Raw genomic sequence first — 24,697 nt, forward strand, 5'->3', positions numbered from 1 at the left:
ATTGTGTGAACGGGTTAATTATTCTTTTGTGTGTTATATGGGGATTCAACTGGGTTGTGATGGATGTTGGAGGGCAATATTTTCCGCCGATGATGTTTTCCGCTTTACGTTTTCTTGTAGGCTCCTTGGTCATTTTTTTAGTCATATGGTTCAAGCGGATTCCGCTGCCTAAAAAAGAAGACTGGAAATGGTACGGAATATGCGGGATTCTACAGATCGCTTACGTCTATACGGTATCTCAATATGCCCTTCATTATATAGATACTGGCCTTGCTTGTGTGTTGAATTTTACCATGCCCTTATGGGTAACCCTCATCTCCCCGTTTTTTATTCCTGGTGAACGTTTAACAAAATTAAGGTTGACGGGAGTCTTTATTGGCATCATCGGATTGGTTATGGTGATGGAGATTCATTCTGCCCAGCTTGAAGGAAATGGAATGAAGCTGTGGATGGAACTGCTGCTGCTATTAGGAGCAGTGGCTTGGGCCATATGCAATATTATCATTAAAAAGGTGCTCCATTCTCATGATAAGATCCAATTTACCGGATATCAGATGTTCATCGGAGCCATACTGCTGCTATTGGGGTCTTTGGCTTTTGAAAGAGGAGAGCCGATCACCTGGAGTACTGAAGGTGTGATCGCCGTTCTCTTTGCAGGGATAGTCGCATCCTCCCTGGCTTATGTATTATGGTTTTATATTTTAGTACGAATCGATGCAACCAAGGCTTCCATCAGTTTGTTGTTAGTGCCTGTTGTCGGTGTTTTTTCAAGTAGTCTCGTATTTCAAACTCAACTGAGCTGGAGCGTCTTCATAGGGATTGTTCTTATTCTTTCGGGTATCGGGATCGTTAACATGAAGCCTCGTCATCGTAGACAGAGTATTGCTGTGAAGTGAGTCGCATCAAGAATGCAAATCATCCAATCACAAGCCTGTGCCTTATGTTACAATATAAGTATTGGGATTTATATACTGCTTTTGAATTATAAGGAGGTATTGGGGATGAGCCAGACATCGACTTCGATCATTCGGGAACCATTTACATTAGAAGCGGGCCAACTGGAAACAGGTGAGCGGCTTTATATTCGCGGTGAAGTAAGAGCAGCGCGTGGGAAGGAGGACATGGCCAGACCGGTTGTTTTTATCAGCCACGGATTCAAAGGCTTTAAGGACTGGTCCTTCTATCCTTACATTGCGGAGCGTATCGCTGAACAGGGCTTCTATGCAGTAACCTACAATTTCTCCTGCAACGGGGTGAATGAGCGTGACTTTGATGAGCTCGACAAATTCGCGCTGAATACTTATTCACGTGAACAGGAGGATCTTGGAATCCTGCTTCACGCTCTTGAGGCAGGTACATTGCCGCTCGCTTCACTCGCAGATCCGCGGCGTCTTTATTTGCTGGGTCATAGCAGGGGGGGCGGAGGCAGCATCATCTTCGCCTCTGAGCACCCACAGGTGAAGGCTGTCGTCACTTGGAACGGTATTGCTTTTGTCAATCTGTTTGAAGACGCGTTTAAAGCGCAAATTATCGAGCATGGCGTAGCCTACGTGACGAACATGCGAACGAAGCAGGAAATGCCGATCAAGGCGAGCTTTTATGAGGACTTATCCAAGAACGAAGAACGATTTAATATCGTCAGCCGTTTGGCAGAATTACAAATACCTGTTCTACAAGTCCAAGGCGGTCAGGATTCACCTCGGCTGCAGGCCGGTTTTGAACGGCTTCGCGAGGCTGCGCCTCAGCATCAAGTCTTGGCGATTCCAAGCGCAAATCATACGTTCGGAGCCGTTCATCCTTTTCTGGGTACAACGGAAGAACTGGAAACGGCCTTAGAGCAAACGATTCAATTTTGGAAGAGTATTTCATAATATGAAATATCCTGTAGAAAACAACTTATAATATCATGTATGGTTTGGGGGCTCGGGGCTACCATCTTTTTGATGGTAAGCCTTAGGGCCTCTTTTGCTTAAGGTGACTTGAAGAGGAGTTATAAAATTTTTCCCTTCAGCGAAAGCAAGATTTCTATTTTATTTATTGAGAATACTTATTTATATTGTTAATCAAACAGACGGGGGTGATCATGCCAAAAAGTGAACCAACGTTTGTAGGCTAAACCTTTGAAGTCCTCTATGATATAAAATTATTGTGGGGCTGTATAGTAAAACTTCTATTTTAAGGTTTGGTTAATTTACTTTATATTGGAAGAATAGGTACAAAATATTAAAAAATAGGTGATGAGAGAAATGGGAAATTATAAGTTAGCCATTCTTGAAGGAGACGGTATAGGCCCGGAGATTGTGAGGGAAACAGAGAAGATCCTAACTACCGTTCAAAGAGAAGTCGACGGGATCAGCTTCGAATATCAATACTTCCCCGTCGGGCTTAAGTCTTACGAAGAACATGGGGCAACACTTCCCCAAATAACGTTAGATGGATTAAGTCAATGTGATGCGGCGCTGCTTGGGCCTTTAACTACACATACGTATGATGTAAGCACCCCAAACATGGTCAATCCAAGCGGTGCGCTTAGAAAACACTTCAACCTGTACGCGAATATACGTCCCGCCAAAAATTATCCTGGAGTCAACAGCAGATATGAGAATGTCGATCTTGTCATCGTAAGGGAAAATACAGAAGGAATGTATTCCGATCGAAATCTGTTTTGGGGATCGGGGGAATTCATGCCGGATCCGGATACAGTCTTATCTATTCGGAAAGTCACAAGAAATACTAGTGAAAAATTAGCGAAGGTAGCTTTTGAGCTTGCAGAGGTTCGAAGAAAATCGCTATCGATCGTTCATAAAATGAATGTGCTAAGGAAAGGCTGCGGTTTATTTTACGATAGCTGCAAGAACATTGGATCTCAATATAGCGAAGTATCTGTAAATGATTTTCATGTGGATGCCTTCTCTATGTTTTTGGTACAAAGACCTGAAGATTTTGATGTTATTGTCACAACGAACATGTTTGGTGATATTCTATCTGATGAGGCTGCCGGTTTAGTTGGGGGACTCGGCTTGGCTCCTGGATTAAACCTGGGGGATCATTTTATGATTGCACAGGCTACGCATGGTTCGGCCCCGGATATTGCGGGGAAAAACATTGCGAATCCGATTGCCGAGATCCTTTCGGCAGGGATGATGCTCACTTGGTTAGGCATACGCAATCAGGATCAAGCCATCACAGATGCATCGCTGCTCATTGAACAATCGGTAACCAATGTCATGACGAAACAAATCTTCACACCGGATTTGGGAGGATCCGCAACGACACAGGAGATGGGTGATGCTATCGTAAACGAAATTCAAAGGCTGGTCGCTTTAAAGGCTTAGGAGTGGAAACACAGCAATTGACGAGGAGGATATTGGGTATGCTGGAAATGAAAATGTTAATTAACGGGGAATGGGTCGATAGTTCAACCAAAGAAAGATTCGACTCGGTTAATCCTTTCAATCAAGAAGCTTGGGCTAGTATTCCGAAAGCGAGTGAGCAAGACATCAACGATGCGATCCATGCTGCAAAACATGCTTTTCATAAGACATGGAAGCATACCAATGGAATTACAAGAGCCCAAATGATGACGAAATTAGCGGATTTGTTAGATCAGCGTGCAGAAGAAATGGGAAGATTGGAAACTACAGATAACGGTAAAGTCATTAGAGAAACCAAAACACAGATGCACTTTGCGGCGAGAAACTACCGTTTTTTTGGAGCCTATGCGGACAAGCTGTACGGAGAAGTCATTCCGCTGGATAATACAAACTGCTTTGACTATACCTTGCGTGAACCCATTGGAGTCGTTGTTTTAATTACAGCGTGGAATTCACCGATGGCTATCCTGGCCAATAAACTGGCGCCCGCTCTGGCAGCAGGCAACACGGTAGTAATTAAGCCGTCTGAACATACTTCAGTTACGACACTGGAATTTGGAAAGCTAATCATGGAAGCGGGATTTCCGGCCGGAGTCGTTAATATCGTTACGGGAGACGGGAAAGTCGGGGATCTTCTGACGAAATCCTCCGACATTGATAAGATCAGCTTTACGGGGGGAACGGAAACCGGGAGAGCCATTGCTCAGAATGCCAGTCTCAATCTCATCCCGACCACGATGGAGCTAGGCGGCAAGTCACCAAATATGATATTTGACGACGCGAATTTGGAGAGGGCAGTAAATGGAGCGATCGCCGGAATCTTTGCTGCAGCGGGCCAGACTTGCATCGCAGGTTCGCGACTATTGGTTCAGGATTCGATATACGATGAGATTGTCTTCAAATTGGCGGAAAAGACAAAAAGCATACGATTAGGGGATCCTTTGAAAGCGGAAACACAAATGGGGCCGGTGGCAAATAAGCATCAAATGGATCGAATACTCAAATTTATACAATATGGAAAAGACGAAGGAGCAGAACTCATCGTTGGCGGAGCTCCTGGTCAAACAGAAGAATGTAAAAGAGGATATTTTATCGAGCCCACCATATTTGCCGGTGTTTCCAACAAAATGACGATAGCACAGGAGGAAATTTTCGGCCCTGTATTAAGTGTTATCCCATTTACGAATGAGAGCGAAGCAGTCGAAATCGCTAACGATATTCCCGGTGGTCTGGCTTCCGGTATTTGGACGAAAGATCTGGCAAGAGCGCATCGTGTGGGCAGACAGATTGAGGCTGGAACGGTATGGATTAACACCTATAGAACCAATGCGGCGCAAGCCCCTTTTGGCGGGGTGAAGCAAAGCGGGTACGGAAGAGAAAGAGGGCATCATGCATTGCTGGATTATACCAGAGTAAAGAATGTCATGATCGACCTCTCGGAAGATGAAAGAGATCCATTCTCGGTAAAAGTATAAACAAGAAGGGGAGTAAGTACGACATGAGAGAGAATCAATGGAGAGTTGGAGTCATTGGATTAGGCAATATGGGGGGAAATATGGCGCAGGCCATATTTGATGGGGGATACGCTGTCACAGTATATGATGTCAATTCGGAACTCGTATCTAAGTATGGTTCCTTAGGATTTGGAACATCAGATTCGATTCAGGATCTGACCCAAAAGTCGAACCTGATCCTGACCAGCTTGCCCAATTCCGAGATCGTCCGTCAGGTATATATGGGAGCGCAGGGGATTGTCCAACATATTCAGCCTGGATCCGTGGCTGTTGATTTAAGTACCATAGAACCGGATGTCATTCGTGAGATTGATACGGCCATCGTAAGTAAATCGGCATCGTTGTTGGATGCCCCGGTGAGCGGTGGACCTAATGAAGCGAGAAATGGAGAATTGGTGTTAATCGTCGGGGGCCATAAGGAGCTGCTGGAAGAAGTAGAACCTGTATTAAGACGTATTGGAAATACGATCTTCCATGTGGGAACGCCAGGAGACGCCAAAGTGGTCAAGCTTGTGAATAATATGATGACGATGGGTAATGTTCTCGTTGCGGCTGAGGCGTTCTCTGTAGGAGTAAAGGCAGGAGTAGATCCAGAGCTGCTATTTCAAGTTTTGAGCCAAAGCGGAGGCCGTTCGCATCACTTTAATAAGCGTTTTCCGAAAGCGCTTGAAAGGAACTTTAATCCTGGTTTCACCGTCGAACTTGGCGAAAAAGATGTGGGACTTGGGGTAGACTTGTCGAAATCGCTGCAGTTACCGCTGCCCCTCATGAATTTGGTTAGGCAAATGTATGGAGTCGCTATGTCCGAAGGCTTAGGAAAAGAAGATATTGTAAGCGTTCTTAAGCTTTATGAGAACTGGGGCAGCAAACAGAAAGCATAAGAGAGCATTCATGCCGTGGCTGTACATGGGGTTTGTCCTAATGTTCGATAGGGCGAACGAATTTATACCCATGAGTTTAATATCATTTAAAAAATGGAGGTCATACCCATGAAAAAAATGCTTAGTGTATCCTTGGCAGCGATTTTATCGTTAGCGCTTACAGCTTGCGGCACCGGTGGAGCTCAAGAAACCTCCTCTCAAGGAGGCGCTTCCGCTCCTGCTCAAGAATCAAAAAAGGGTGAAAAGTGGCCGACTAAGCCCATCAATATGATCATTTCTTATGCGCCCGGCGGCAGTACGGACGTGACGGCCCGAATCCTGATGCCTTACGTCGAAAAGGAGCTTGGTGTCCCGATTAATGTGATTAATAAACCGGGAGGCAGCGGTTGGATCGGCTGGACGGAGCTCGCCAAAGCCAATCCCGATGGCTACACTCTTGGGTATGTTAACACCCCCAATATCATGACAGGCTACATGGATCCGAAGCAAAACCGAAAGGAAAATCTGGACAGCTTCTCATTCATTGCAAACCATATTGTGAATCCAGGTATTATAGGTATTCGTAAAGACGAGACTCGCTTTACTGACATCAAATCGTTGATTGAATACGCCAAAAACAATGAACTTACGGCAACGGCCAGCGGTGTGGGAAGCGATGAGCATTATGCAGCTTTGAATATGAATAAGACGTTCGGAACCAAGTTTAGAGTCGTTCAGAACAAAGGATCTGCAGAAGCGCCGGTTCAGGTTATGGGAGGTCATGTGGATGTCTTGTTAGCCAACGTCGGTGATGTCTATACCCTTCACCAAAGCGGGGAAATCAAAATTGTTGCCGTAACGACAGAAGAGCGTTCCCCATTCCTGCCTGACGTGCTAACACTGAAGGAAAACGGACATGAAGGGGTTATCTTTATGTCGGCTGCAGGAATAGCTGCTCCCAAGGGCGTAGATTCTGAAAAGCTGGAGATCCTGCGTGCGGCTATTGAAAAAGGAATGAAGAATGAAGAACAAATCAAGAAGCAGGCCGATGCCGGTCTTCAGATGGATTATAAAGACGGACAAGATTATATGAATATGTTAAAAGCGGATGAGGATCTTGTAAATAGTTTAAGAGATATGATGGGTTGGTGACGAATTCGAAGCTGGCCGGGAGTAAAGTACCGGCCAGCTATACTTCTAATCGGCAGGTTTGAAAGGGGGGTGAAAGATGAAAAACGCAGGAGTCTGGCTTGGTCTGATTCTATTGATTTTTGGCGGAATATTTTTATGGAATTCATTATCCTACGATTATTATGGTGATTATGGTCCGGGTCCGGGATTATTTCCTGTTTGGTTGAGCGGATTATTAATATTTCTGGCCATTCTTTATATCATTGATTCGATCCGCAAGGAACCCATCAACCTAACTGAACTTCTTCCGAAAGGAAAAGGGCTGAGAAAAGTTTTAGCGATTTTTACTTCGCTGATTATTTTTCTGATTCTCTTGCCTTTTGTGGGGTTTACGATGGCATGCGTGATCATGCTGTTTATTTTATTTTACCGTGAATACAAGTGGTACTGGGGCTTAGGCATTTCCATTATTATCTCGTTCGCCTTATTCTACGCATTCTATGTTTTATTAAGCGTACCACTGCCTGTGAATTCGTTCGGAGTGTAAAGGGGGCTGCTTCATGGAGTACTTGCTATCTGGCTTTGCAGTCGCATTCAGCGGCTGGAATTTATTGTATTGTTTAATTGGCGTAACCATCGGGATGCTTGTAGGGGTATTACCGGGTCTTGGTCCGACAACAGGGACGGCCGTTCTGCTCCCACTTACCTTTGGAATGGAACCGATATCTGCGATCATTATGCTCTCCGGGATTTATTATGGAGCGATGTACGGTGGTACGATTACATCCGTTTTGATTAATACACCCGGGGAGGCTGCTTCCGTTATTACTTGTCTTGATGGGCATCCTTTGGCTAAGCAGGGTAGAGCAGGGACCGCATTAGGGGTAGCCGGGATCGGATCCTTTATTGGCGGCACCTTATCTATCATTGGACTGGCGCTTATAGGTCCGCCTATCGCCAGGTTAGCCCTGAATTTCGGGCCTCCGGAATTTTTTGCATTGATGCTGCTAGGGATGACCATGGTTGTCGGTCTCATGGGTAAGTCGCTTACTCGTGGGCTGATCGCAGCGGCGATCGGATTAATTTTGGCACTGATTGGGCTCGACCCGCAGACAGGCGCGGCCCGGTTTACTTTTGATTCCGATGCGTTGATGAGCGGCTTGGATTTTGTACCGCTAGCCATGGGGTTGTTCGGAATATCCGAGATATTGAGCAGCGTGGAAAATAATATTAAAGCAGAAAAACCTCCGAAGGTTAAGGGAGTGCTCCCCAGGCGGGAGGAATGGAAGCCTACCCTTGCCGCCATTTTTAGAGGAACCGGTATTGGATTCGTTATCGGATTACTGCCGGGAACGAATTCTGTCATTCCAGCGATCATGTCCTACTCCATGGAAAAAAAGCTTGCCAAGGACCCGTCCCGTTTTGGCAAAGGGGCTATTGAAGGAGTTGCCGGTCCGGAGACCGCGAATAATTCTTATTGCGGTGGGGCTCTAATCCCATTATTTACTCTAGGGATTCCGAGTTCTCCCGTCATCGCCGTCTTATTAGGAGCTTTCATCATGCACGGTCTTACACCGGGGCCGCAGCTGTTCCAGAATAATCCTGACATTGTTTGGGCTATTATTGCCAGTATGTTTATCGGGAATTTTATACTCTTAATGATGAATTTGCCCTTGGCCGGTATGTGGGCCAAAATTACGTTAGTCCCATTAAAGCTGCTTTTCCCCATCATTATTGCGGTTGCCATCGTAGGGGCGTACAGCGTAAATAATAGTGTATTTGATGTTATCGTCATGATTATTTTTGGGGTTGTAGGTTATGTATTCAAAAAGATGGACATTCCGTTAGCGCCGATTGTATTGACTTTCGTGCTTGGTCAATTAATGGAAAACGCCCTGCTGCAGTCTTTGACCATATATAAAGGGAATTTCTTTGCCTTATTTACCCGACCTATTTCAGGAACCATCTTAGTGATCACGATAGGTATCATTGCATTCAGTATCTACGCAGGACTCAAGAACAGAAGAAAAATCATTGCATCAGATGTTGAAATGTAATATATACCTTTTAAGTTTAGGAGGATAAACGATGGGAAATGTGATCGACCAATGTAAACAGCTTCCTACAACCTGCATTTCGGATGCCATGCAAGGTCTTAATCATCTGGACCCTGCCATTAAACCTTTAAAAGATGAATATAAAATGGTTGGCAGGGCATTTACCGTCAAAATGCCAATGGGAGAGAATACATCCGTATTAAGAGCAATAAGGGACGCAAGCCCTGGTGATATTCTTGTCATTGATGCCAAAGGAGATTGTTACCGGGGGATCGCCGGTGATTTTATGCTTGGCATGGCTCAAACTTTGGGGATCGCCGGGATCGTAGTGGATGGAGCAATACGGGACGTTCTTGGGATCAAGGCTTTGAATTTTCCCGTTTTTTGTAAAGCAACGACAGTCAGTGCGAGTGCTAAAACCGATGCGGGTGAAACCAATGTTCCTATTTCTTGTGGAGGAGTTTCGGTTCATCCGGGAGATTTGGTCGTTGGGGACGTGGATGGGGTAGTCGTCATTCCGCAAAGAATTGAACAAGAAATCCTGAACTTAACATTGGAGAAAATGGCGAAGGATGAGGCACGAGCCGAGCGAATTTCAGGTAATCCGGATGCGATAAAGAAATATCTGGATGAGGTGCTTTCAAAAAAGTAGAATGATCAATTAAAACCATAAAATCATATCCCCGTAACCGTCTAACTGAAAGGTAAAACGGACTACGGGGATGAGTTCATGATGTGCTGCTGGTTTTAAAATAGGCTTTAACAAATTCTACAAAGGTGCGCACGGTTAATAGACTTAATGAAGTGGAGTGATAGATCATCCACGTTTTCCGCGTCTCGATTTCCCCGTTAGCATCCGTGAGATTTATCCTGAATAATTCATCCGTTTCAGTCAAACAAATGCTAGGGAATACACTATAACCCAAACCATTCAGCACCATTTCTTTGCAGGTTTCGACCCGGTCGACCTCCATCATGATATATGGAGGCTTGGAGAAGGTTTGATTCCACCATGTATCGATTTGACTTTTTAGGTATTTATCTGTATTATATGAAATTTGAGGCAGATCAATTAAATCGCTTACATGAATTTTGTGTTTAGAAACAATACAGATGCTTTCTTCAGCCAACAGTTCTTTTTGATCATTCCAATCATGATTGCCTCGAACAAAACCGACATGAATTTCTTCTTCCGAAGCCATTTTGACTAAATCTGTACTCCAGCCCGTAAGCACCTGAAACTCAACATGAGGATAGAGGTCATGGAACGATTTTAAGAACCCTGGTAATTTATATCTGGCAAAATTATTGGATACGCCTAGAATGATCTTTCCCCTGATCTCATTCTCGGCATCTTCGAGCTGCTCTAACAGTTTTCGATGTTGGATAAGGATACGATTGGCGTATTCAACTAAATGCTCCCCTTGGGTCGTAAATTCAATCCCATTTTTACGTCGTATGATGAGTTGAGTATTATATGTTTTTTCAATTTGTTGAATACGATAAGTTAAAGCAGGTTGAGTTAAAAAGACGCGTTCAGACGCTTTGGTTAAATTTTTCTCTTCGTGCAGTATTTTTAATATGTAACAGTCTTTTTCATCCATGAACATTCCACCTTAGATATAAAAAAAATAGGGCTATGCTGAATAAAGATTCTATTTTATTTATTATATATTTTTGATTATAGTATTCTCATCATACAAATACAATGAAGTGAGTACTTCATTGTATTTGTATGATGAATCATATCGGAGGAAGAATTCGTGGTCTTATTTTCTTTCTTAGTCATTCATTTGCTGAATTGCATTGCGCTTGTAGGAACAAGGCCGATTGTTTCTTTGTATGCGCATGATCAAGGTGCCTCAGCGGTGATCATCGGTCTTCTTGTTTCCACGTATGCTTTCATTCCTATGTTGGTGTCCATCACCGTTGGCAAATGGGTGGACGATTTTGGTGCGCGAAAAATTACGATACTGGGTGGAGCCGTAATGGCAATAGGTATTGCTCTTCCGGCCAGTTATCCCGGATTGATCACATTATTTATTTCTCAGCTCGTATTAGGGTTTTCCATGCTTTGTGCTCTCTTATCTCTTCAAAAGACCATAGGAAACCTCTCGGGGAGCCGGGATAAGCTCATGGCCCATTTTAGTGTGATGGCATCTATAGGAGAGCTTTTAGGCCCTTTGATCAGCGGGAAGACTTACGAGAATTTTGGATTTCAAGCCACGTACACGATTAGCTTTGTTGTTGTTTTCCTTGGACTATTGGTAGCCATTATGATCAATAAGAATCATTGGAGCCCTGAAACGAAGACTACATCCGGTGGAAACCAGAGGAATTTGCTTTCTACCGTGCGTTTGCTTGAGAACGGGAATCTTCGAAAGGCTGTTGTGATCAGCGGGCTGGTTATGTATTCAAAAGATTTATTCGTAGCTTATTTTCCAGTGTATGCGAGCGGGATAGGCATGAAAGCAGGTAGCATTGGCATCATACTATCCATTATGGCTGGAGCATCGATGAGTGTAAGGTTGGTCCAATTTTATTTGGTAGAGAGATTTGGACGTGGACGTGTGCTTACTGCGACATTGTCCATGAGCGCGATTGCTTTTTTGCTAATCCCTCAATTTACCCAACCGGCGCTTCTTACCATGCTGGCATTTCTATTAGGAATGGGGCTTGGATTAGGGCAGCCGCTCAGTATGGTTTATGCGCTGAATCATAGTCCGATTCATAGGCAAGGAGAAGTGCTGGGTCTGCGTATGACGGTTAATCGCGGTTCCCAATTTTTCGCTCCCTTCTTATTCGGAACGATCGGGGGGATAGCAGGTTTGGCCTCCATTTTTTGGCTAAGCGGGGCTCTTGTATTGATAGGAGCCTATTATACCCGTATGAAAGAATCAGAGAATGCTGAACAGAAGGCGGTTATGAAATGATTGAAATAGAAGTGGCGCTGAGTACGAGAGGATGATTCTATAAACAGATGGAGGAGATCACGATGGGTCAAGTTGTTGGTGTAATTGGCTTAGGAAACATGGGAGCGGAAATTGCGAAACGCATGGGTAAGAACCTTCAGGTGATAGGCTATGATCTCGACCCTAACAAAATGGAGTCCGTGAGCAGACATGGAGTCATGTGCAACAAATCCATGGAAGAGCTCGCAGAAAGCGTTGATGTGATTATTCTCTCGTTACCCAAGCCGGAAATCAGTTTACGGGTGGTGCAAACCATTTCACCAATGCTTCGAGCGGGGGCCATCATCGTGGAAACAAGCACGGTTGCTCCAAGCGATGTAAAGAGACTCTCCGAAGTGTGTTTACCGCATCAAGTCAAAGTGGTTGACGCCGCCCTGCTTGGCGGAGTGTCCCACGCTGTCAATGGAACCATTGGTGTTTTGTTAGGCGGCGATCCAGACGATATGGATAATGTAAAGAGCATCTTGGCTGAACTGTCCAATGACGTCGAAGCACTTGGAGCATTGGGAGCGGGAATGGCTGCTAAAATTATTAATAATGCGGTTGCGCATTCGGTCATGGTATTAATTGTGGAAGCAGCGGCATTAGCGGTACGCACGGGGATTTCAAGGGAGGCTGCGTACAAGCTGCTCAGCGGGGAGACCGCACTGCAGCGCCCTCTTACTCATCGACTAGGTGAACGGATATTAAGCGCACAATATGAAGGCGGAATGTCGACAAGCAACGCCAGAAAAGACTCGACACTTGCGCTCAGCCTTGCACAGGAAATGGGTGTACCGTTGTTTGCGATTCAATCCACACATACAGTCTACGACATTGCCGTGCAAGAGGGGTTGGGTCATCTGGATTACGCGTCGATCGCCAAGCTTTGGGAAAAGTGGGCACATATCGATTTTGCTCATTAATCAACCTAGAAAAGAGGAGATATTGTTGGCAAACGCAGTACAAGACATCCTATTGTATCCGTTACGTATTCATGCTGATGCTCCGGTCATTGAAGAGCTTTATTCATCCATCCAACAGGCGATTGAAAGTGTAATGACGGGTGAGAGATTCAAGAAGCTTAAACGCGGTTCCCGGATTGGGATAACGGCAGGGAGTCGTGGAATTGCTAACTATGTACCGATCATGCAGTCCATAGTACAAGTCTTTAAGGATAAAGGCTATGAGCCTTTCCTTTTATCTTCCATGGGCACTCATGGGAGAGGAGAGCCTGAGGGACAGCGGGAAATCCTAGACAGCTTAGGGATTACACCTGAGCAAATGAATTGTTCTGTGTCTTATTCAAGTGACGTGGTTGTTCTGGGGGAAATGGAAGCCTATGGTCGTACTCTTCCTATTTATTGCGCCAAAGATGCTTGTGAAGCGGATGCCGTTCTTGTTGTGAACCGAATCAAACCGCATACCTCTTTTCACGGTGATTATGAAAGCGGTTTGCTTAAGATGATCACCGTTGGGATGGGGAGAGTGCCTGGAGCAACGATGTTTCATAGTCTGGGAGCCGGTTTATTGAGGGAAGCGATCCCGCTCTTTGGGGAGCGTCTTCTGGAACTGGCGCCGATCGTGGGCGGAATCGGTATTGTCGAGAATGCGAATGAGCAGACCGCGATCATTGAAGGAATCCCTAAAGAAAACATCTTTGAACGAGAAAAGAAGCTGTTGGAAGAGGCAAAAAGGCTGATGCCCAGGCTTCCGATGAATCAGGCCGACATATGTATCGTAGGAGAGATGGGGAAAAACTACAGCGGAACGGGAATGGATACGAATATTATCGGACGGCTTCGAATCCAGGGAGTGGCCGAACCTTCAGCCCCGCAGTTTACCTATATCGGTGTATTAAGGCTTTCTGAACCCTCGCATGGGAATGCTACCGGAATCGGGTTGGCTGATTTCACAACTGAAGATCTTGTGAATGGTATTGACAAGAAAGCTACTTACTTAAATTGTATGACCAGCGGTTTTGTCATCCGAGCGGCAATTCCTATGACTTTCCCTACAGATTTGGAGTTAGTGGCTGGAGCTGTTCAAGCTCTACACATGGAAGATGTGAATTCATTGCGTATGGTGGCAATCAAAAATACTCTACACATTGATCATATTTGGGTTACGAAGGCTATATATGAGGAAGTGAAAAACCTTGAGCATATTACATTAGACGGTAATCCGTCTGCGATCACGTTTGATTCCGGCGGAAATTGGTTGTGGAACGCAGTGAAATGATTTCATCCCTCTTGTGCATAGATTGGGTTAGCCCTTATCTTTTCAATGAACACAGGAGGGATGTTTTTGTTATGCCCTCCTGGATGCTAGGATGATGTCCACTCACCGCCGTTAACGTGAAGCGTTTGGCCTGTGACGAAACGTGAATCGTCAGAAGCAAGGTAGACGAAGGTTGGCGCCAGCTCAAATGGCTGGGCCATCCGTTCCATTGGATTAAAGGCTCCGAATACGCCAACTTGGTCTGCTGAGAAACTGGACGGAATGAGTGGAGTCCAGATGCGTCCCGGAGCCACCGCGTTGACACGGATGCCATTATCTGCAAGATTGTTCGCGAGAGCGCGTGTGAAGCCGATATTAGCGCCTTTGGTGGCGGTGTAATCAATCATTTGCTTCTCACCTATAAACGTTACCACTGAGGAAGTGTTGATGATGGAGCTGCCTGGTTTTAAATAAGGAAGCGCTGCTCTCGTCGTGTAAAAGTGAGAATATATATTTACTTTAAAGGTATCGTCGAATTGCTCGTCGGTGATATCAAGTAAGCTTAGTTGCTGAAATTGGATACCCACGTGGTTGCAGAGAATATCAAGTCGTCCGAAAGTGTGTATGGTATGCTCCACAATGGCTGCGCACTGCCTTTTATCACGCAGATCGCCTGGCATTAATATACAGCGTTGTCCGAGCTGTTCGATCCTCGCTTTGGTCCGGTGTGCATCCTCATGTTCATCTAAATAAGCTATGGCAACGTCTGCGCCTTCTTTAGCAAAAGCTATGGCAGCCGCTGCGCCAATACCACTGTCGCCGCCTGTTATGAGAGCGATCTTACCTATTAATTTTTCGCTTCCTTTATAGTTCGGGTTTTCAATAATCGGCCGGGGCACCATAAGTCGTTCCAAGCCGGGTTGACGGGTCTGGCGCTGCTCCGGGACACTGATCGGGATATCTTTGTAACGTGTTATTTTACCATAATTGGGGTACATGGGATACGCTTTCTGTTCTTGATGTGTTGGGTGCATATGACAATAATGGTCCATGGTAAACCTCCTACAATATAATCAATAGTCAGTGTACCTTATGTCAGATGGGCTAATGCGGTTCCTGTTCCACAATAGCCTTTGAAGCTGGTTCCAACCGTACTAGCTCAATGTCACGGGAGTCTGAATAGGGTAAAGAGCAAGTCATTATGCGAAGGAGGCTGCCGTGTTGCAAAACCAAATCATATACCCTCAAGTTTATTTATTGCTGCAAAACAATACGGAAGAAAAAGAGGAAATCCTATACAATAATAATCCTTGTCCCTGGCTAAAGCCAAAAATCGGACCGAGACCCCCAATCTACTGCAACCCGCGTTATGTTCAATACTATCCGATAGCTTAAATCGGCAAATAGGGCTGTCCATGTTTCTTAGAACAGCCCCTTTGGATTTACTTTGGAAAGATCGTCTTGATCTCTAAAGTGCAATCGGACAAGCCTTTATTACAAAGCATTGAATCTCTTATTCTGTAGTATAATGAAGTCTCAGGAATTCTACGAATGCTTTAACTACGGATAGCTTCGTATCGTCCTCATGATAGAAGGCCCAAAGTTTCCGTAGTATCGGTTTCCCGTCTAATATTAGAGGATGGATAAACAAATCATCTCTCTTATCTTGGTCCGAAAGAAGGTAGTGGGGGATGATGCCGTATCCTAATCCATTGAGCACCATTTCCTTGCAGGTTTCCAATTTATCGACCTCCATACTGATATAAGGAGGTTGAGAAAAATGTCCCTGCCACCATTGTTCGATCGCCCTTTTTGCGTCCGGATCCGTTTGATGGCGTATTCTCGGTAAGTTAGGCAGATTTTCCAGAGAAATATGCTTTTTTGATATTAAGCAAAGCTCATCTGCTCCCATCAATATTTTGGATTCATCCCATTCATAATCCCCCCGGATAATGCCAACATGTATTTCCTCTTTGGCCAAATGCTCCAATATTTGTACGCTCCAGCCCGTGTGAACATTGAATTGAACATTAGGATAATGATCGTGGAAGCTTTTCAGTATGGAGGGGAGTTTATATTGCGCAAAATTGCTGGAAACGGCGAGCCTTAATTCTCCGCTAACCTGCTGCTTCAAATCCTGCAGCTGATCCTTTAATTTACGTAGTTCTATTACCATTTTATTGGCATAATCAACGAGGTGCTCTCCTTCTTTCGTAAATTTGAGTTCTCTTTTTCCCCGGACAAAAATTTGAATGTCAAAATGTTCCCCTAACTGATTAAGCCGATAGGTCAAGGCCGGCTGAGATATGTGCAGCTTCTGCGCAGCTCTGGTAATATTTTTTTCTTGATATACCGCCTGCAAAACGCTCCAGTCTTTGTCGTCCATGATCAACAGCTCCTTTTAAGAAGAGGGTTCGTTTTAATTATAAATAAAATATTCAGACAAGAGAGAATTTTTATATTTTATTGATTATTCTTTATATACTATAATCAAATCAAAGAAGAACAACAACCATTTATCTAGTAAAAATACCACATTATGGATATGAAAGAGGGTATATCCTTTGAGCGCGATGACCAAAGTGGTTTCACTTGATAAGCTGTCGGATAAGATGAAACTCTTAATCCAAAGTAAGCTGAATCCCAATGTGGAAATTGTATTTTGCGAACAGGAAAGCGATAGGGAAGTCCATATTTCTTCAGCAGATGTGTTGATTACGTTTACAAAAGGAATCTCTAAAGTATGGCTTGAGAAAGCGAGCGCCTGCCGATTCATTCAAAAATTGGGGGCAGGGGTGAACAATATTGATATGGAAACGGCATCGAGGAAGGGGATTCCCGTAAGCAATACGAAAGGGCTGAATGCTCGATCGGTTGCGGAGCATGCCGTACTCTTGATGATGTCGGTCTACAAGCAGCTCATTACAGCTCATAATGAAATTGTATACAAGGGGAACTGGTTAAAGACAGAGCTGCGGGACCGCTCCCACGAACTGACTCGCAAAAAAATCGGATTGGTCGGATTTGGCGCCATCGGAAAAGAAGTAGCGAACATATTGCAGGGATTTCAATGCGATGTCCGATACTATGATGTTTACCGACTAACGGCCGAGCAAGAAAGGAATGTGAACGTTAGTTTTATGGAACTAGACCCGCTGCTTGCCGAATCGGATGTCATTTCCTTGCATGTACCGTTAAATGAGCACACCTACCATTTGATTAACGAAGAGAAGCTTAAGCTAATGAAACCGACAACTATCCTCATTAACACCTGCAGAGGCGGTATCGTGGATGAGAAAGCGCTGTTCCAATATTTGAGCAGCAGAAGAATCCTGGGGGCCGGCCTCGATGTGTTTGAGAAAGAACCGGTAGATCGGAATGATCCCCTGACCACTTTAAATAACATTGTGTTAACGCCCCATATCGGGGGAGGAACGGTGGAGGCGATGGAGAACGTCGTCGACAAGGCCTGCCGTAATATCAATCATTTTATGGTTAATGGCGCTCCTTATGACGAATCAGATGTGGTTAATTTAGCAGCCCTGACGATGTCGGTAAATAAACAAGAATAATTTTTAGGGGGGAATGGCGATACAATGAGTATCAGAACTTCGGACTTATGTGATCAATTTTCAGACCAAGTCGTGATTTGCACGACAGCGTTTCAATCTTACGGAATTAAGAAAGCGTTTACAGGTAAAATATCTACGGTGAAGATTTACTCCAATGACAATCAGATTTTCATGGAGGCGATTGAGCAAGTGACTCCGGGCACCGTCCTCGTACTAGATGGAGCCCATAATTTAGCGCCTTGCGCCTGGATGGGAGACAGAAAAGCCGGAATCGCGGCATCCAGGGGAGTCACCGGAATCATTATTAACGGCTTGGTACGCGATATCGAAGGGTTGGCGTATCTGGATATCGGTGTTTTGGCATTAGGAAGCCATCCTTTAAGCAGCAGATTTGTGAAAAAAGAACAAAGGGGGGTTCGCGATGTGATCCTTGATTTTGGCAATGTCGATTGGGTTCCCGGCCATTATGTTTACGCTGATCAAGATGGGGTTGTTATTTCAGAGAAAGAATTAAGCGTGTAAGGGGTGATAAATTGAATATGAATGCGGAAGTCAATCCAGATGTCCTCAAGCTGCTGCAAAACCACAGATCGGTACGGAAATTTAACAACAGAAAAATATCCGATCGTGATCTAGTGCAAATTATTAAATCTGCTCAAGCGGCGCCTTCCTCGAGCCATGGGCAAGCTTATTCCATTATTGGAGTAACCGATCCGGAAAGAAAAGCGAAATTGGCGGAATATGCTGGCGGCCAGCCCCAAGTGGAATCCTGCTCACATTTTCTTGTATTTTGTGCGGATTTATACCGATTGGAGAAACTTGCATTACAACAAGGTGTAAATATGACGGAATCGATGGATTCAACAGAGATGTTTATGGTCGCTACCATAGATGCGGCATTGGTTGCACAAAATACAGCTATTGCCGCAGAGGCGATTGGCTTAGGGATTGTCTATACGGGAGGGCTGCGCAACCATCCGTATGAAGTAGCTCAGCTGCTGGAATTGCCGAAAAGGGTATATGCGGTATTCGGAATGTGTATTGGCTATCCCGAGGTAATTCCGGACCCCAAACCGCGGCTTCCATTGGAAGCGGTGTATTTTGAAAATAAGTATAGGGACTTTGAAGAGGTAAACAAGCATATTCATCAATATGATGAAACCATGAAAGCGTATTATTTGAATAGAACCCATGGAACCCGATCCGAGACATGGTCGGAAACCATGACCCACAAAAGAAAACGTCCAAGAAGAATGAACATGAAATCGTTCTTATTGGAACAAGGCTTTCCGCTTAAATAAAAAAAGGGAGGTAATTGCTTTGAAAGGAAAAATGAAACCCATCATGGCTTCCATCATCGTTTTCTCTCTCGCCTTCACATTAGCCGCCTGTGGGTCACAAAGCCGTACAGCAGATTCGCCTTCAACTCCACCAGCAGATGACTATCCGAACAAACCGATCAACTTGGTTATCCCGTTCTCGCCTGGTGTAGCGGGAGATACCTTCTCCAGGACATTTGCCAAGATTGCCGAAAAATACGTTGGTCAGCCTTTTGTTCCCGTTAATAAAGAAGGCGGAAGCGGTGCTGTAGGTGTTTCTTACATGATGTCCCAGCCCGCAGACGGGTACACGATCACTTATCACTCTTCAACCTTTGCTTACACGATGGCTTCAGGCCAAGTTCCATTCAAAACAAAGGATATAGCCCCCATCGCAAGCATCAATGCCGATTATCAAGTGTTAGCCGTATTGAAGGATAGCCCTCTTAAAACCTTTGACGACTTTGTCCAACACGCCAAAGCCAATCCCGGGAAGCTGAAGGTTTCCGGCTCCCAGACCAAGGGTACCAATCATGTTTTCTTATATAAAATCTTAAAAGAAGCCGGTATTGAGGCGAACTACATTCCTTACGATGGTGGCAGCAAGACTTTGCTCGCCTTATTGGGCGGCAATGTGGACGCATTGGTATCGTCCAGCTCGGTAGTCAATCAGCATGTAGACAGCGGTGAGGTTCGGATACTCGCGGTTACCGGTTCTGAACGCGCTCCGAACCGTCCGGATGTTCCGACATTTAAAGAATTAGGCTTAACGAATATCGTCGATGAAAATTTGTGGAGAGCTTTTTTTGGAAAGCCTGGAATTCCGCAAAATCGGCTGGATAAATTAAGTAAGGCCTTTGAACAAGTGATTCAAGATCCGGAGTGGCGGAAGTTTATGGAGACGGATCAGCAGATTGATTTTTACAAGAATACCGCTGATTTTACCGAGTATTTCAACAAGTATGTCACTGATGCGGAAGAAGTGTTTAAAAACTTAGAGTAATCTGATATCGATATCTCTCAACTTTCGCAGTTCAATTGGCGAATCCTGGTTATTGTGTTGCGAAAGTTGAGATTAAAAAGCCTGAAGCGGAGGCGAAGGAATGAGCTATAAAATAGCCAGTTACGTGTCCCTAATCTTTTTTGCCATGATAGGAGTATTGTTTTTCAGTTCATCGTTTTATTTGCCAGCATCGGGCCAAACGATCGGACCTGAATATTTTCCGAGACTGCTCAGTATTATTCTGATTATCTTTTGTATCATCAGTTTTATTACTACAACGAAAAAAAAGGATGTGAAAGTTGAATTTGCTAATCCCCGCTACATTATTTTCACAGTCCTATTGAGTATTGTGTTTATCGGTCTATGGCACATGTTCGGGTTATTTTATGTATTTGCCTTTGTTTACATGGCCATTTTGTTTTATTTCTATAACCAAGACAAACATAGTTTAAAAAAAGCGTTCAAATATATCGTTATTGCGTTAGGGATGGCCATCTTTTTGTATGTGTTGTTTGAACGCCTACTGAATTTTACAATCCGTTAACGGAGGATTAGACTATGTTTGATTTCCTTTTCTTTGATTTTTCTCAATTATTCACATGGAGTAATTTATTTGCCATTATTTTTGGGACCTTGTTTGGGCTTCTTATTGGGGCATTGCCCGGACTTGGACCTACGGTAGGCGTAGCTTTGCTCCTGCCTTTAACCTATACGATGGATACGGTTCCGGCCATTCTGATGCTCGTAGCTTTATATCAGGCTGCTGAGTATGGAGGTTCCATTACATCGATTGTACTGGGAATTCCTGGGACTGCAGCGGCCGTGGCGACTGTCCTTGACGGCAATGCCATGGCCAAGGACGGGTATCCTGGAAAGGCCTTGGCTTATTCACTAATCCCATCTACCATTGGGGGCCTTATCGGAATTCTTGCATTAATGATGCTTACGGTTCCATTGACCAAGCTAACCATCAAATTCGCCGATCCGGAATTGTTCTTAATCGCACTGTTAGGTTTGATTAGCGTGGTCAGTTTAAGCTCCAAGGACATTCCCAAGAGCGTGATATCGGTCATGTTAGGCCTGCTTCTCGGCACAATCGGATTGGACGTATTTACCGGTTCGGCGAGATTCACTATGGGCAGCATTCACTTTATGGAAGGTCTTTCCTTGATTGCCGTCTTGACGGGTTTGTTTGCGATCTCGGAAGTTCTGACCATGGTGACCGACGATTTGCGTAAGCGATATGTTACAAATACCCAAAATTTAAAGGTGTCGCTAACCTGGAGCGAGCTGAAATCGGTGTGGAAAAGCACAACCAAAGGATCCATTATTGGGGTCATGGCAGGGATCATACCGGGACTCGGGGCCAGCGCCGCTTCGTGGATCGCTTATACGGAAGCGAAAAGAACATCGAAAAATCCTGAAAAATTCGGGAAGGGTGAACCGAACGGCATTGCTGCCCCCGAAGCGGCGAATAACGCCGTCGTTGGCGGGAATTTAGTTCCCTTATTAACATTAGGGATACCCGGATCCGCTACAGTGGCCGTGATTATGGGCGCCTTCATGATACAAGGGATTCAACCGGGTCCTCAAGTATTCAAAAATGAACCTGATCTGATTTATAGTATTTTCTGGGGATTTTTTGCAGCTACCATATTGATGTATGTATTTGGAAAATATACCACTTCCATTTGGGCCAGGCTGCTGACGATTCCCAATTATATCCTTATTCCCATCGTTTTTATTGCATGCGTAATTGGCGCTTATGCGCATAAAGAATCGCATTTTGACGTATGGTTAGCCCTTTTTGTCGGACTCATAGGCTTCATGATCAAAAAATTGGATTACTCGTTTCCTGCCTTTATTTTGGCTTTTGTATTAGGCCCCCTGATGGAAAGCAGCTTGCGGCGCTCGTTAATGTTATCCGAAGGCAGCTACAGCATATTTATTTCGAGAGGCTATTCAGTTGGGATTATCATACTTATATTGGCCATCGTTAGCGCTACAGTATATGGGAATTGGAAGAGGAAGAAATCTGCTCAATCCGAGGGAGTAAACATGTGATTTAATATAAAACGTTTCCAAAGGAGGGAATTCTACATGGCGTCAAAGTACAGAATTATAGATGTGGATGCGCATTACCACGATGATCCGAGGGCAGTGCACAAATACTTGGAAGAACCGTGGAAGAGCAGAATTCGAGATTGGAGCGGGAAGTATTTTTTACCGGTCAGCGGTGGCTCGGTTGGCGATCCTTTGATGGGGGGCCGTATTCGAATAGGCGCACACAATAATGATATGTCAAAAAGAACCTTGGGTATATCCAATACAAGAGAGAGTATTAGAGAAACCATGGAATTTTTGGATTTTGAAACCATTGTCATGGTGCCTACCTATATGCTGCATGTGGGGAGAATCAACGATAAAGATCGTGCCGTCGCTCTAGCCAACGGCCATGCGGATTATATGTTAGAGGAGATGGCCGATCCGGCACGTGGCATATATTGCGCTCTTCCCGTGCCCGCACAAGATCCTGAAGAGGCAAGGAAATTAATCGAAAGGGTTGGCGCCGAGCCCGGATTTTGCGGAATTATTATTGTGACGAACGGACCGAACCCGCCGCTGGGAGACCGTTACTATGATCCGATATACGACGCTGCGGAGCGATTTAACCTTCCTTGTATCCTTCACAGCGGATTTGCGGGGCCGGATGACAATACGTATGCAAAGGGCTTAGAAAAATGGGTCGAGAGCCACAGCCTGGATTTTGTGTTCAGCAATATGATTCAATTGACCAGCGTTGTTATGCAGGGCGTAAAAGAACGCTTCCCTAAATTGGATTTTATTTTCCAAGAATCCGGCATTTTTTATATTCCGCAAATGATGTACAGATTGGATAACGAATACATGCGGCGCAGGGCAGAAGTGCCGTTACTGAAAAAGCTGCCGAGCGAATACATTAAGGATTTTTATTATGGAACCCAACCTTTGGAGCTGCCCAGCAACATGAACCATCTCAAAATGGTATTCGAAATGATCGATGCACCCAATACGTTAATGTATGCATCCGATTATCCTCACTATGATTGGGATCATCCATCATGTATCGAGCGCTTGACGTTCCTTTCCGAGGAGGATAAATGTAAAATTCTTGGAGATAACGCAAGACGGGTTTTGCGTTTTAGGGGGGAATAACATGGGCACACACTATGTATGTCCTGCAGCGGATATTACGGTTGGGAGCCACAGGGTTTTTCAGATCGGACGCCACTCCTTCGGAGTGTTTAAAGTAGAGGGAAGCTATTATGCGGTGCGAAATTACTGTCCGCATCAAGGAGGACCGCTATGCGAAGAATCCGGCGTGTTCGATCAGATTGACGCGGAGGTCACGGATAATCACAAAGTAAGGGAATTTATATCCGTAGAAAAAAACTTGGTTGCCTGCCCTTGGCACGGTATCGAATTCGATGTCAGGACAGGAGAATGCTTGGTCAGGAAAGATTGGAAAGTAAGAACCTATAAAGTGCATCTTGATTCTGAAAACAACCTGCTGGTTGAACTGCCGGACTGATTCGCTTTGCCAGCTTCGTTGTCTGTTAAGAAAGATTTGTTTAAGGAGGCTCTCGTATGGATAAGGTCTATACCTTAGGCTGCTCCGATTATATCAATATGGGAAAAGACATATTGAGCCATACCGGAGTTTCTGAGGAACATGCTGAGATTTTAATGTCACATTTGCTGGATTCGGATGAAAAAGGAATCTATACACACGGTTTTTATCGATTGCCTACGTATTTAAAACAAATCAAACGCGGAAATATTAACCCGCGGCCGAATATCCAAAAGCTAAAGAGCGGTCCGATTGTCCAATTGCTGGATGGCGATGACGGGCTAGGAGCGATCGTCAGCTATTATGCGATGCAGGAAGCGATCCAAACAAGCAGCGAGCGAGGGATTGGCGTTGTCGGCGTGAGGAGAAGCAGCCACTTTGGCGCGGCCGCCTATTATGCTGAAATGCCTGCGAGATCGAACCAAATCGGTATTGTATTCTCGAATGCATCTCCGGGGATCGCACCGACGGGCAGCTTGACGCCTGTACTCGGCAACAATCCATGGTCGATCTCCGTACCGACAAATTTGAACTATCCCATTACTTTGGATATCGCTAACAGCGTTGCAGCAAGGGGTAAAATCCGGCTTGCGGCCTTGAAGGGGGAGTCGATCCCGTTCGGTTGGGCTATCAATAAATACGGTGAACCGACGGCCGATCCGCAGGAAGCGTTGGAGGGCGCGATTTTGCCGATCGGGGATTACAAGGGCTATGGAATTACGCTGATGATTGATATTTTGTCGGGAGTCCTCACTGGGGCCAATTTTGGGGATCAAGTGCCGGGCGTTGAAGAGGATGGAGTGCGAAATAACGGTCACCTGTTTATTTCGTTAAACATCGAAGCGTTTATGAACATTACGGAATTTAAGCAAAGAGTGGACGAATTAGTGCGTATGGTGAAAGCTGCTCCCAAGATCAGTGAGGAGACGGAGATTTTGCTTCCCGGGGAAAGAGAATGGGCGCGCAAGCTGGGCCAAAATCAAGCTACTGTCACCATTCCGGAACAAATGTTCGATGTGGTCGCTGCTCTATGTCGTGAATATGCCATCGACTTACCGGAAGTTCAAATGATAAACGGATGATCCT

General features: G+C 44.9%; 23 protein-coding genes and 1 pseudogene. 21 read left to right on the forward strand and 3 right to left on the reverse strand.

What is annotated here, in order from left to right:
- Nucleotides 1–5: 5 nt before the first annotated feature.
- The 9 genes and pseudogenes from JOE45_RS03225 to JOE45_RS03265 all read left to right on the forward strand — a co-directional run bounded on the left by JOE45_RS03225 (nucleotide 6) and on the right by JOE45_RS03265 (nucleotide 9,588).
- On the forward strand, nucleotides 6–896 hold the full coding sequence (locus JOE45_RS03225) for a DMT family transporter (protein ID WP_210021556.1): 891 nt from the start codon (nucleotides 6–8) through the stop codon (nucleotides 894–896).
- Nucleotides 897–1,001: 105 nt separating this feature from the next.
- A complete protein-coding gene (locus JOE45_RS03230; protein WP_210021555.1) occupies nucleotides 1,002–1,871 on the forward strand; it encodes an alpha/beta hydrolase family protein in 870 nt (289 codons plus the stop codon).
- A 375-nt stretch (nucleotides 1,872–2,246) separates the two neighbouring features.
- On the forward strand, nucleotides 2,247–3,335 hold the full coding sequence (locus JOE45_RS03235; RefSeq protein ID WP_210021554.1) for an isocitrate/isopropylmalate dehydrogenase family protein: 1,089 nt from the start codon (nucleotides 2,247–2,249) through the stop codon (nucleotides 3,333–3,335).
- A gap of 38 nt (nucleotides 3,336–3,373) precedes the next feature.
- Entirely contained in the window at nucleotides 3,374–4,849 is a 1,476-nt protein-coding gene (locus JOE45_RS03240; RefSeq protein WP_210021553.1) for an aldehyde dehydrogenase, read from the forward strand.
- A gap of 23 nt (nucleotides 4,850–4,872) precedes the next feature.
- Nucleotides 4,873–5,679, forward strand: a pseudogene (locus tag JOE45_RS03245) (NAD(P)-dependent oxidoreductase); the annotation flags it as partial.
- 198 nt (nucleotides 5,680–5,877) lie between these two features.
- Nucleotides 5,878–6,900: a tripartite tricarboxylate transporter substrate binding protein gene (locus tag JOE45_RS03250; protein ID WP_210021551.1), complete on the forward strand. Its 1,023-nt coding sequence runs from the start codon at nucleotides 5,878–5,880 to the stop codon at nucleotides 6,898–6,900.
- 76 nt (nucleotides 6,901–6,976) lie between these two features.
- Nucleotides 6,977–7,426 carry a tripartite tricarboxylate transporter TctB family protein gene (locus tag JOE45_RS03255; protein ID WP_210021550.1) on the forward strand — a complete coding sequence of 150 codons (450 nt, stop codon included), beginning with the start codon at nucleotides 6,977–6,979 and terminating at the stop codon, nucleotides 7,424–7,426.
- A gap of 13 nt (nucleotides 7,427–7,439) precedes the next feature.
- On the forward strand, nucleotides 7,440–8,936 hold the full coding sequence (locus JOE45_RS03260; RefSeq protein WP_210021549.1) for a tripartite tricarboxylate transporter permease: 1,497 nt from the start codon (nucleotides 7,440–7,442) through the stop codon (nucleotides 8,934–8,936).
- A gap of 31 nt (nucleotides 8,937–8,967) precedes the next feature.
- The gene (locus JOE45_RS03265) at nucleotides 8,968–9,588 is read left to right on the forward strand and encodes an RraA family protein (protein WP_210021548.1); all 621 of its coding nucleotides are present in this window, start codon (nucleotides 8,968–8,970) and stop codon (nucleotides 9,586–9,588) included.
- 76 nt (nucleotides 9,589–9,664) lie between these two features.
- Here JOE45_RS03265 and JOE45_RS03270 read toward each other — a convergent pair whose 3' ends face one another.
- The gene (locus JOE45_RS03270; RefSeq protein ID WP_210021547.1) at nucleotides 9,665–10,540 is read right to left on the reverse strand and encodes a LysR family transcriptional regulator; all 876 of its coding nucleotides are present in this window, start codon (nucleotides 10,538–10,540) and stop codon (nucleotides 9,665–9,667) included.
- Between the two features lie 159 nt (nucleotides 10,541–10,699).
- Between JOE45_RS03270 and JOE45_RS03275 the strand changes: the two genes are divergently transcribed.
- The 3 genes from JOE45_RS03275 (at nucleotide 10,700) to JOE45_RS03285 (ending at nucleotide 14,128) form a co-directional block, all read left to right on the forward strand.
- Entirely contained in the window at nucleotides 10,700–11,869 is a 1,170-nt protein-coding gene (locus JOE45_RS03275; RefSeq protein WP_210021546.1) for an MFS transporter, read from the forward strand.
- A gap of 62 nt (nucleotides 11,870–11,931) precedes the next feature.
- Nucleotides 11,932–12,813 (forward strand): NAD(P)-dependent oxidoreductase, encoded by an 882-nt coding sequence (locus tag JOE45_RS03280; protein WP_210021545.1) that lies wholly within the window; start codon nucleotides 11,932–11,934, stop codon nucleotides 12,811–12,813.
- Between the two features lie 25 nt (nucleotides 12,814–12,838).
- A complete protein-coding gene (locus tag JOE45_RS03285; protein WP_210021544.1) occupies nucleotides 12,839–14,128 on the forward strand; it encodes a nickel pincer cofactor-dependent isomerase, group 22 in 1,290 nt (429 codons plus the stop codon).
- A gap of 86 nt (nucleotides 14,129–14,214) precedes the next feature.
- On the opposite strand, the gene JOE45_RS03290 is transcribed toward JOE45_RS03285, so the two are convergent.
- Nucleotides 14,215–15,159 (reverse strand): SDR family oxidoreductase, encoded by a 945-nt coding sequence (locus JOE45_RS03290; protein WP_210021543.1) that lies wholly within the window; start codon nucleotides 15,157–15,159, stop codon nucleotides 14,215–14,217.
- A gap of 461 nt (nucleotides 15,160–15,620) precedes the next feature.
- Entirely contained in the window at nucleotides 15,621–16,493 is an 873-nt protein-coding gene (locus tag JOE45_RS03295; protein WP_210021542.1) for a LysR family transcriptional regulator, read from the reverse strand.
- Between the two features lie 187 nt (nucleotides 16,494–16,680).
- Between JOE45_RS03295 and JOE45_RS03300 the strand changes: the two genes are divergently transcribed.
- From JOE45_RS03300 to JOE45_RS03340, 9 genes are all read left to right on the forward strand, one after another.
- Nucleotides 16,681–17,679, forward strand: coding sequence for a 2-hydroxyacid dehydrogenase (locus tag JOE45_RS03300; protein ID WP_245247174.1), 999 nt, complete (start codon nucleotides 16,681–16,683; stop codon nucleotides 17,677–17,679).
- A gap of 24 nt (nucleotides 17,680–17,703) precedes the next feature.
- A complete protein-coding gene (rraA, locus tag JOE45_RS03305) occupies nucleotides 17,704–18,201 on the forward strand; it encodes a ribonuclease E activity regulator RraA (protein ID WP_245246554.1) in 498 nt (165 codons plus the stop codon).
- A gap of 17 nt (nucleotides 18,202–18,218) precedes the next feature.
- A complete protein-coding gene (gene nfsA / locus JOE45_RS03310; protein ID WP_210023442.1) occupies nucleotides 18,219–18,980 on the forward strand; it encodes an oxygen-insensitive NADPH nitroreductase in 762 nt (253 codons plus the stop codon).
- Between the two features lie 19 nt (nucleotides 18,981–18,999).
- Nucleotides 19,000–20,001, forward strand: coding sequence for a Bug family tripartite tricarboxylate transporter substrate binding protein (locus JOE45_RS03315; RefSeq protein ID WP_210021540.1), 1,002 nt, complete (start codon nucleotides 19,000–19,002; stop codon nucleotides 19,999–20,001).
- A 100-nt stretch (nucleotides 20,002–20,101) separates the two neighbouring features.
- Complete coding sequence (locus tag JOE45_RS03320) at nucleotides 20,102–20,545, forward strand: tripartite tricarboxylate transporter TctB family protein (RefSeq protein WP_210021539.1); 444 nt, start codon at nucleotides 20,102–20,104, stop codon at nucleotides 20,543–20,545.
- Between the two features lie 14 nt (nucleotides 20,546–20,559).
- Nucleotides 20,560–22,065: a tripartite tricarboxylate transporter permease gene (locus JOE45_RS03325; RefSeq protein WP_210021538.1), complete on the forward strand. Its 1,506-nt coding sequence runs from the start codon at nucleotides 20,560–20,562 to the stop codon at nucleotides 22,063–22,065.
- Nucleotides 22,066–22,101: 36 nt separating this feature from the next.
- Complete coding sequence (locus JOE45_RS03330; protein WP_210021537.1) at nucleotides 22,102–23,196, forward strand: amidohydrolase family protein; 1,095 nt, start codon at nucleotides 22,102–22,104, stop codon at nucleotides 23,194–23,196.
- A 1-nt stretch (nucleotide 23,197) separates the two neighbouring features.
- Nucleotides 23,198–23,572, forward strand: coding sequence for a Rieske (2Fe-2S) protein (locus JOE45_RS03335; RefSeq protein WP_210021536.1), 375 nt, complete (start codon nucleotides 23,198–23,200; stop codon nucleotides 23,570–23,572).
- A 56-nt stretch (nucleotides 23,573–23,628) separates the two neighbouring features.
- The gene (locus tag JOE45_RS03340) at nucleotides 23,629–24,693 is read left to right on the forward strand and encodes an Ldh family oxidoreductase (RefSeq protein ID WP_210021535.1); all 1,065 of its coding nucleotides are present in this window, start codon (nucleotides 23,629–23,631) and stop codon (nucleotides 24,691–24,693) included.
- Nucleotides 24,694–24,697 lie beyond the last annotated feature (4 nt).

The sequence above is a fragment of the Paenibacillus sp. PvR098 genome (genome assembly GCF_017833255.1).
In the GTDB taxonomy this organism is placed as follows: domain Bacteria; phylum Bacillota; class Bacilli; order Paenibacillales; family NBRC-103111; genus Paenibacillus_G.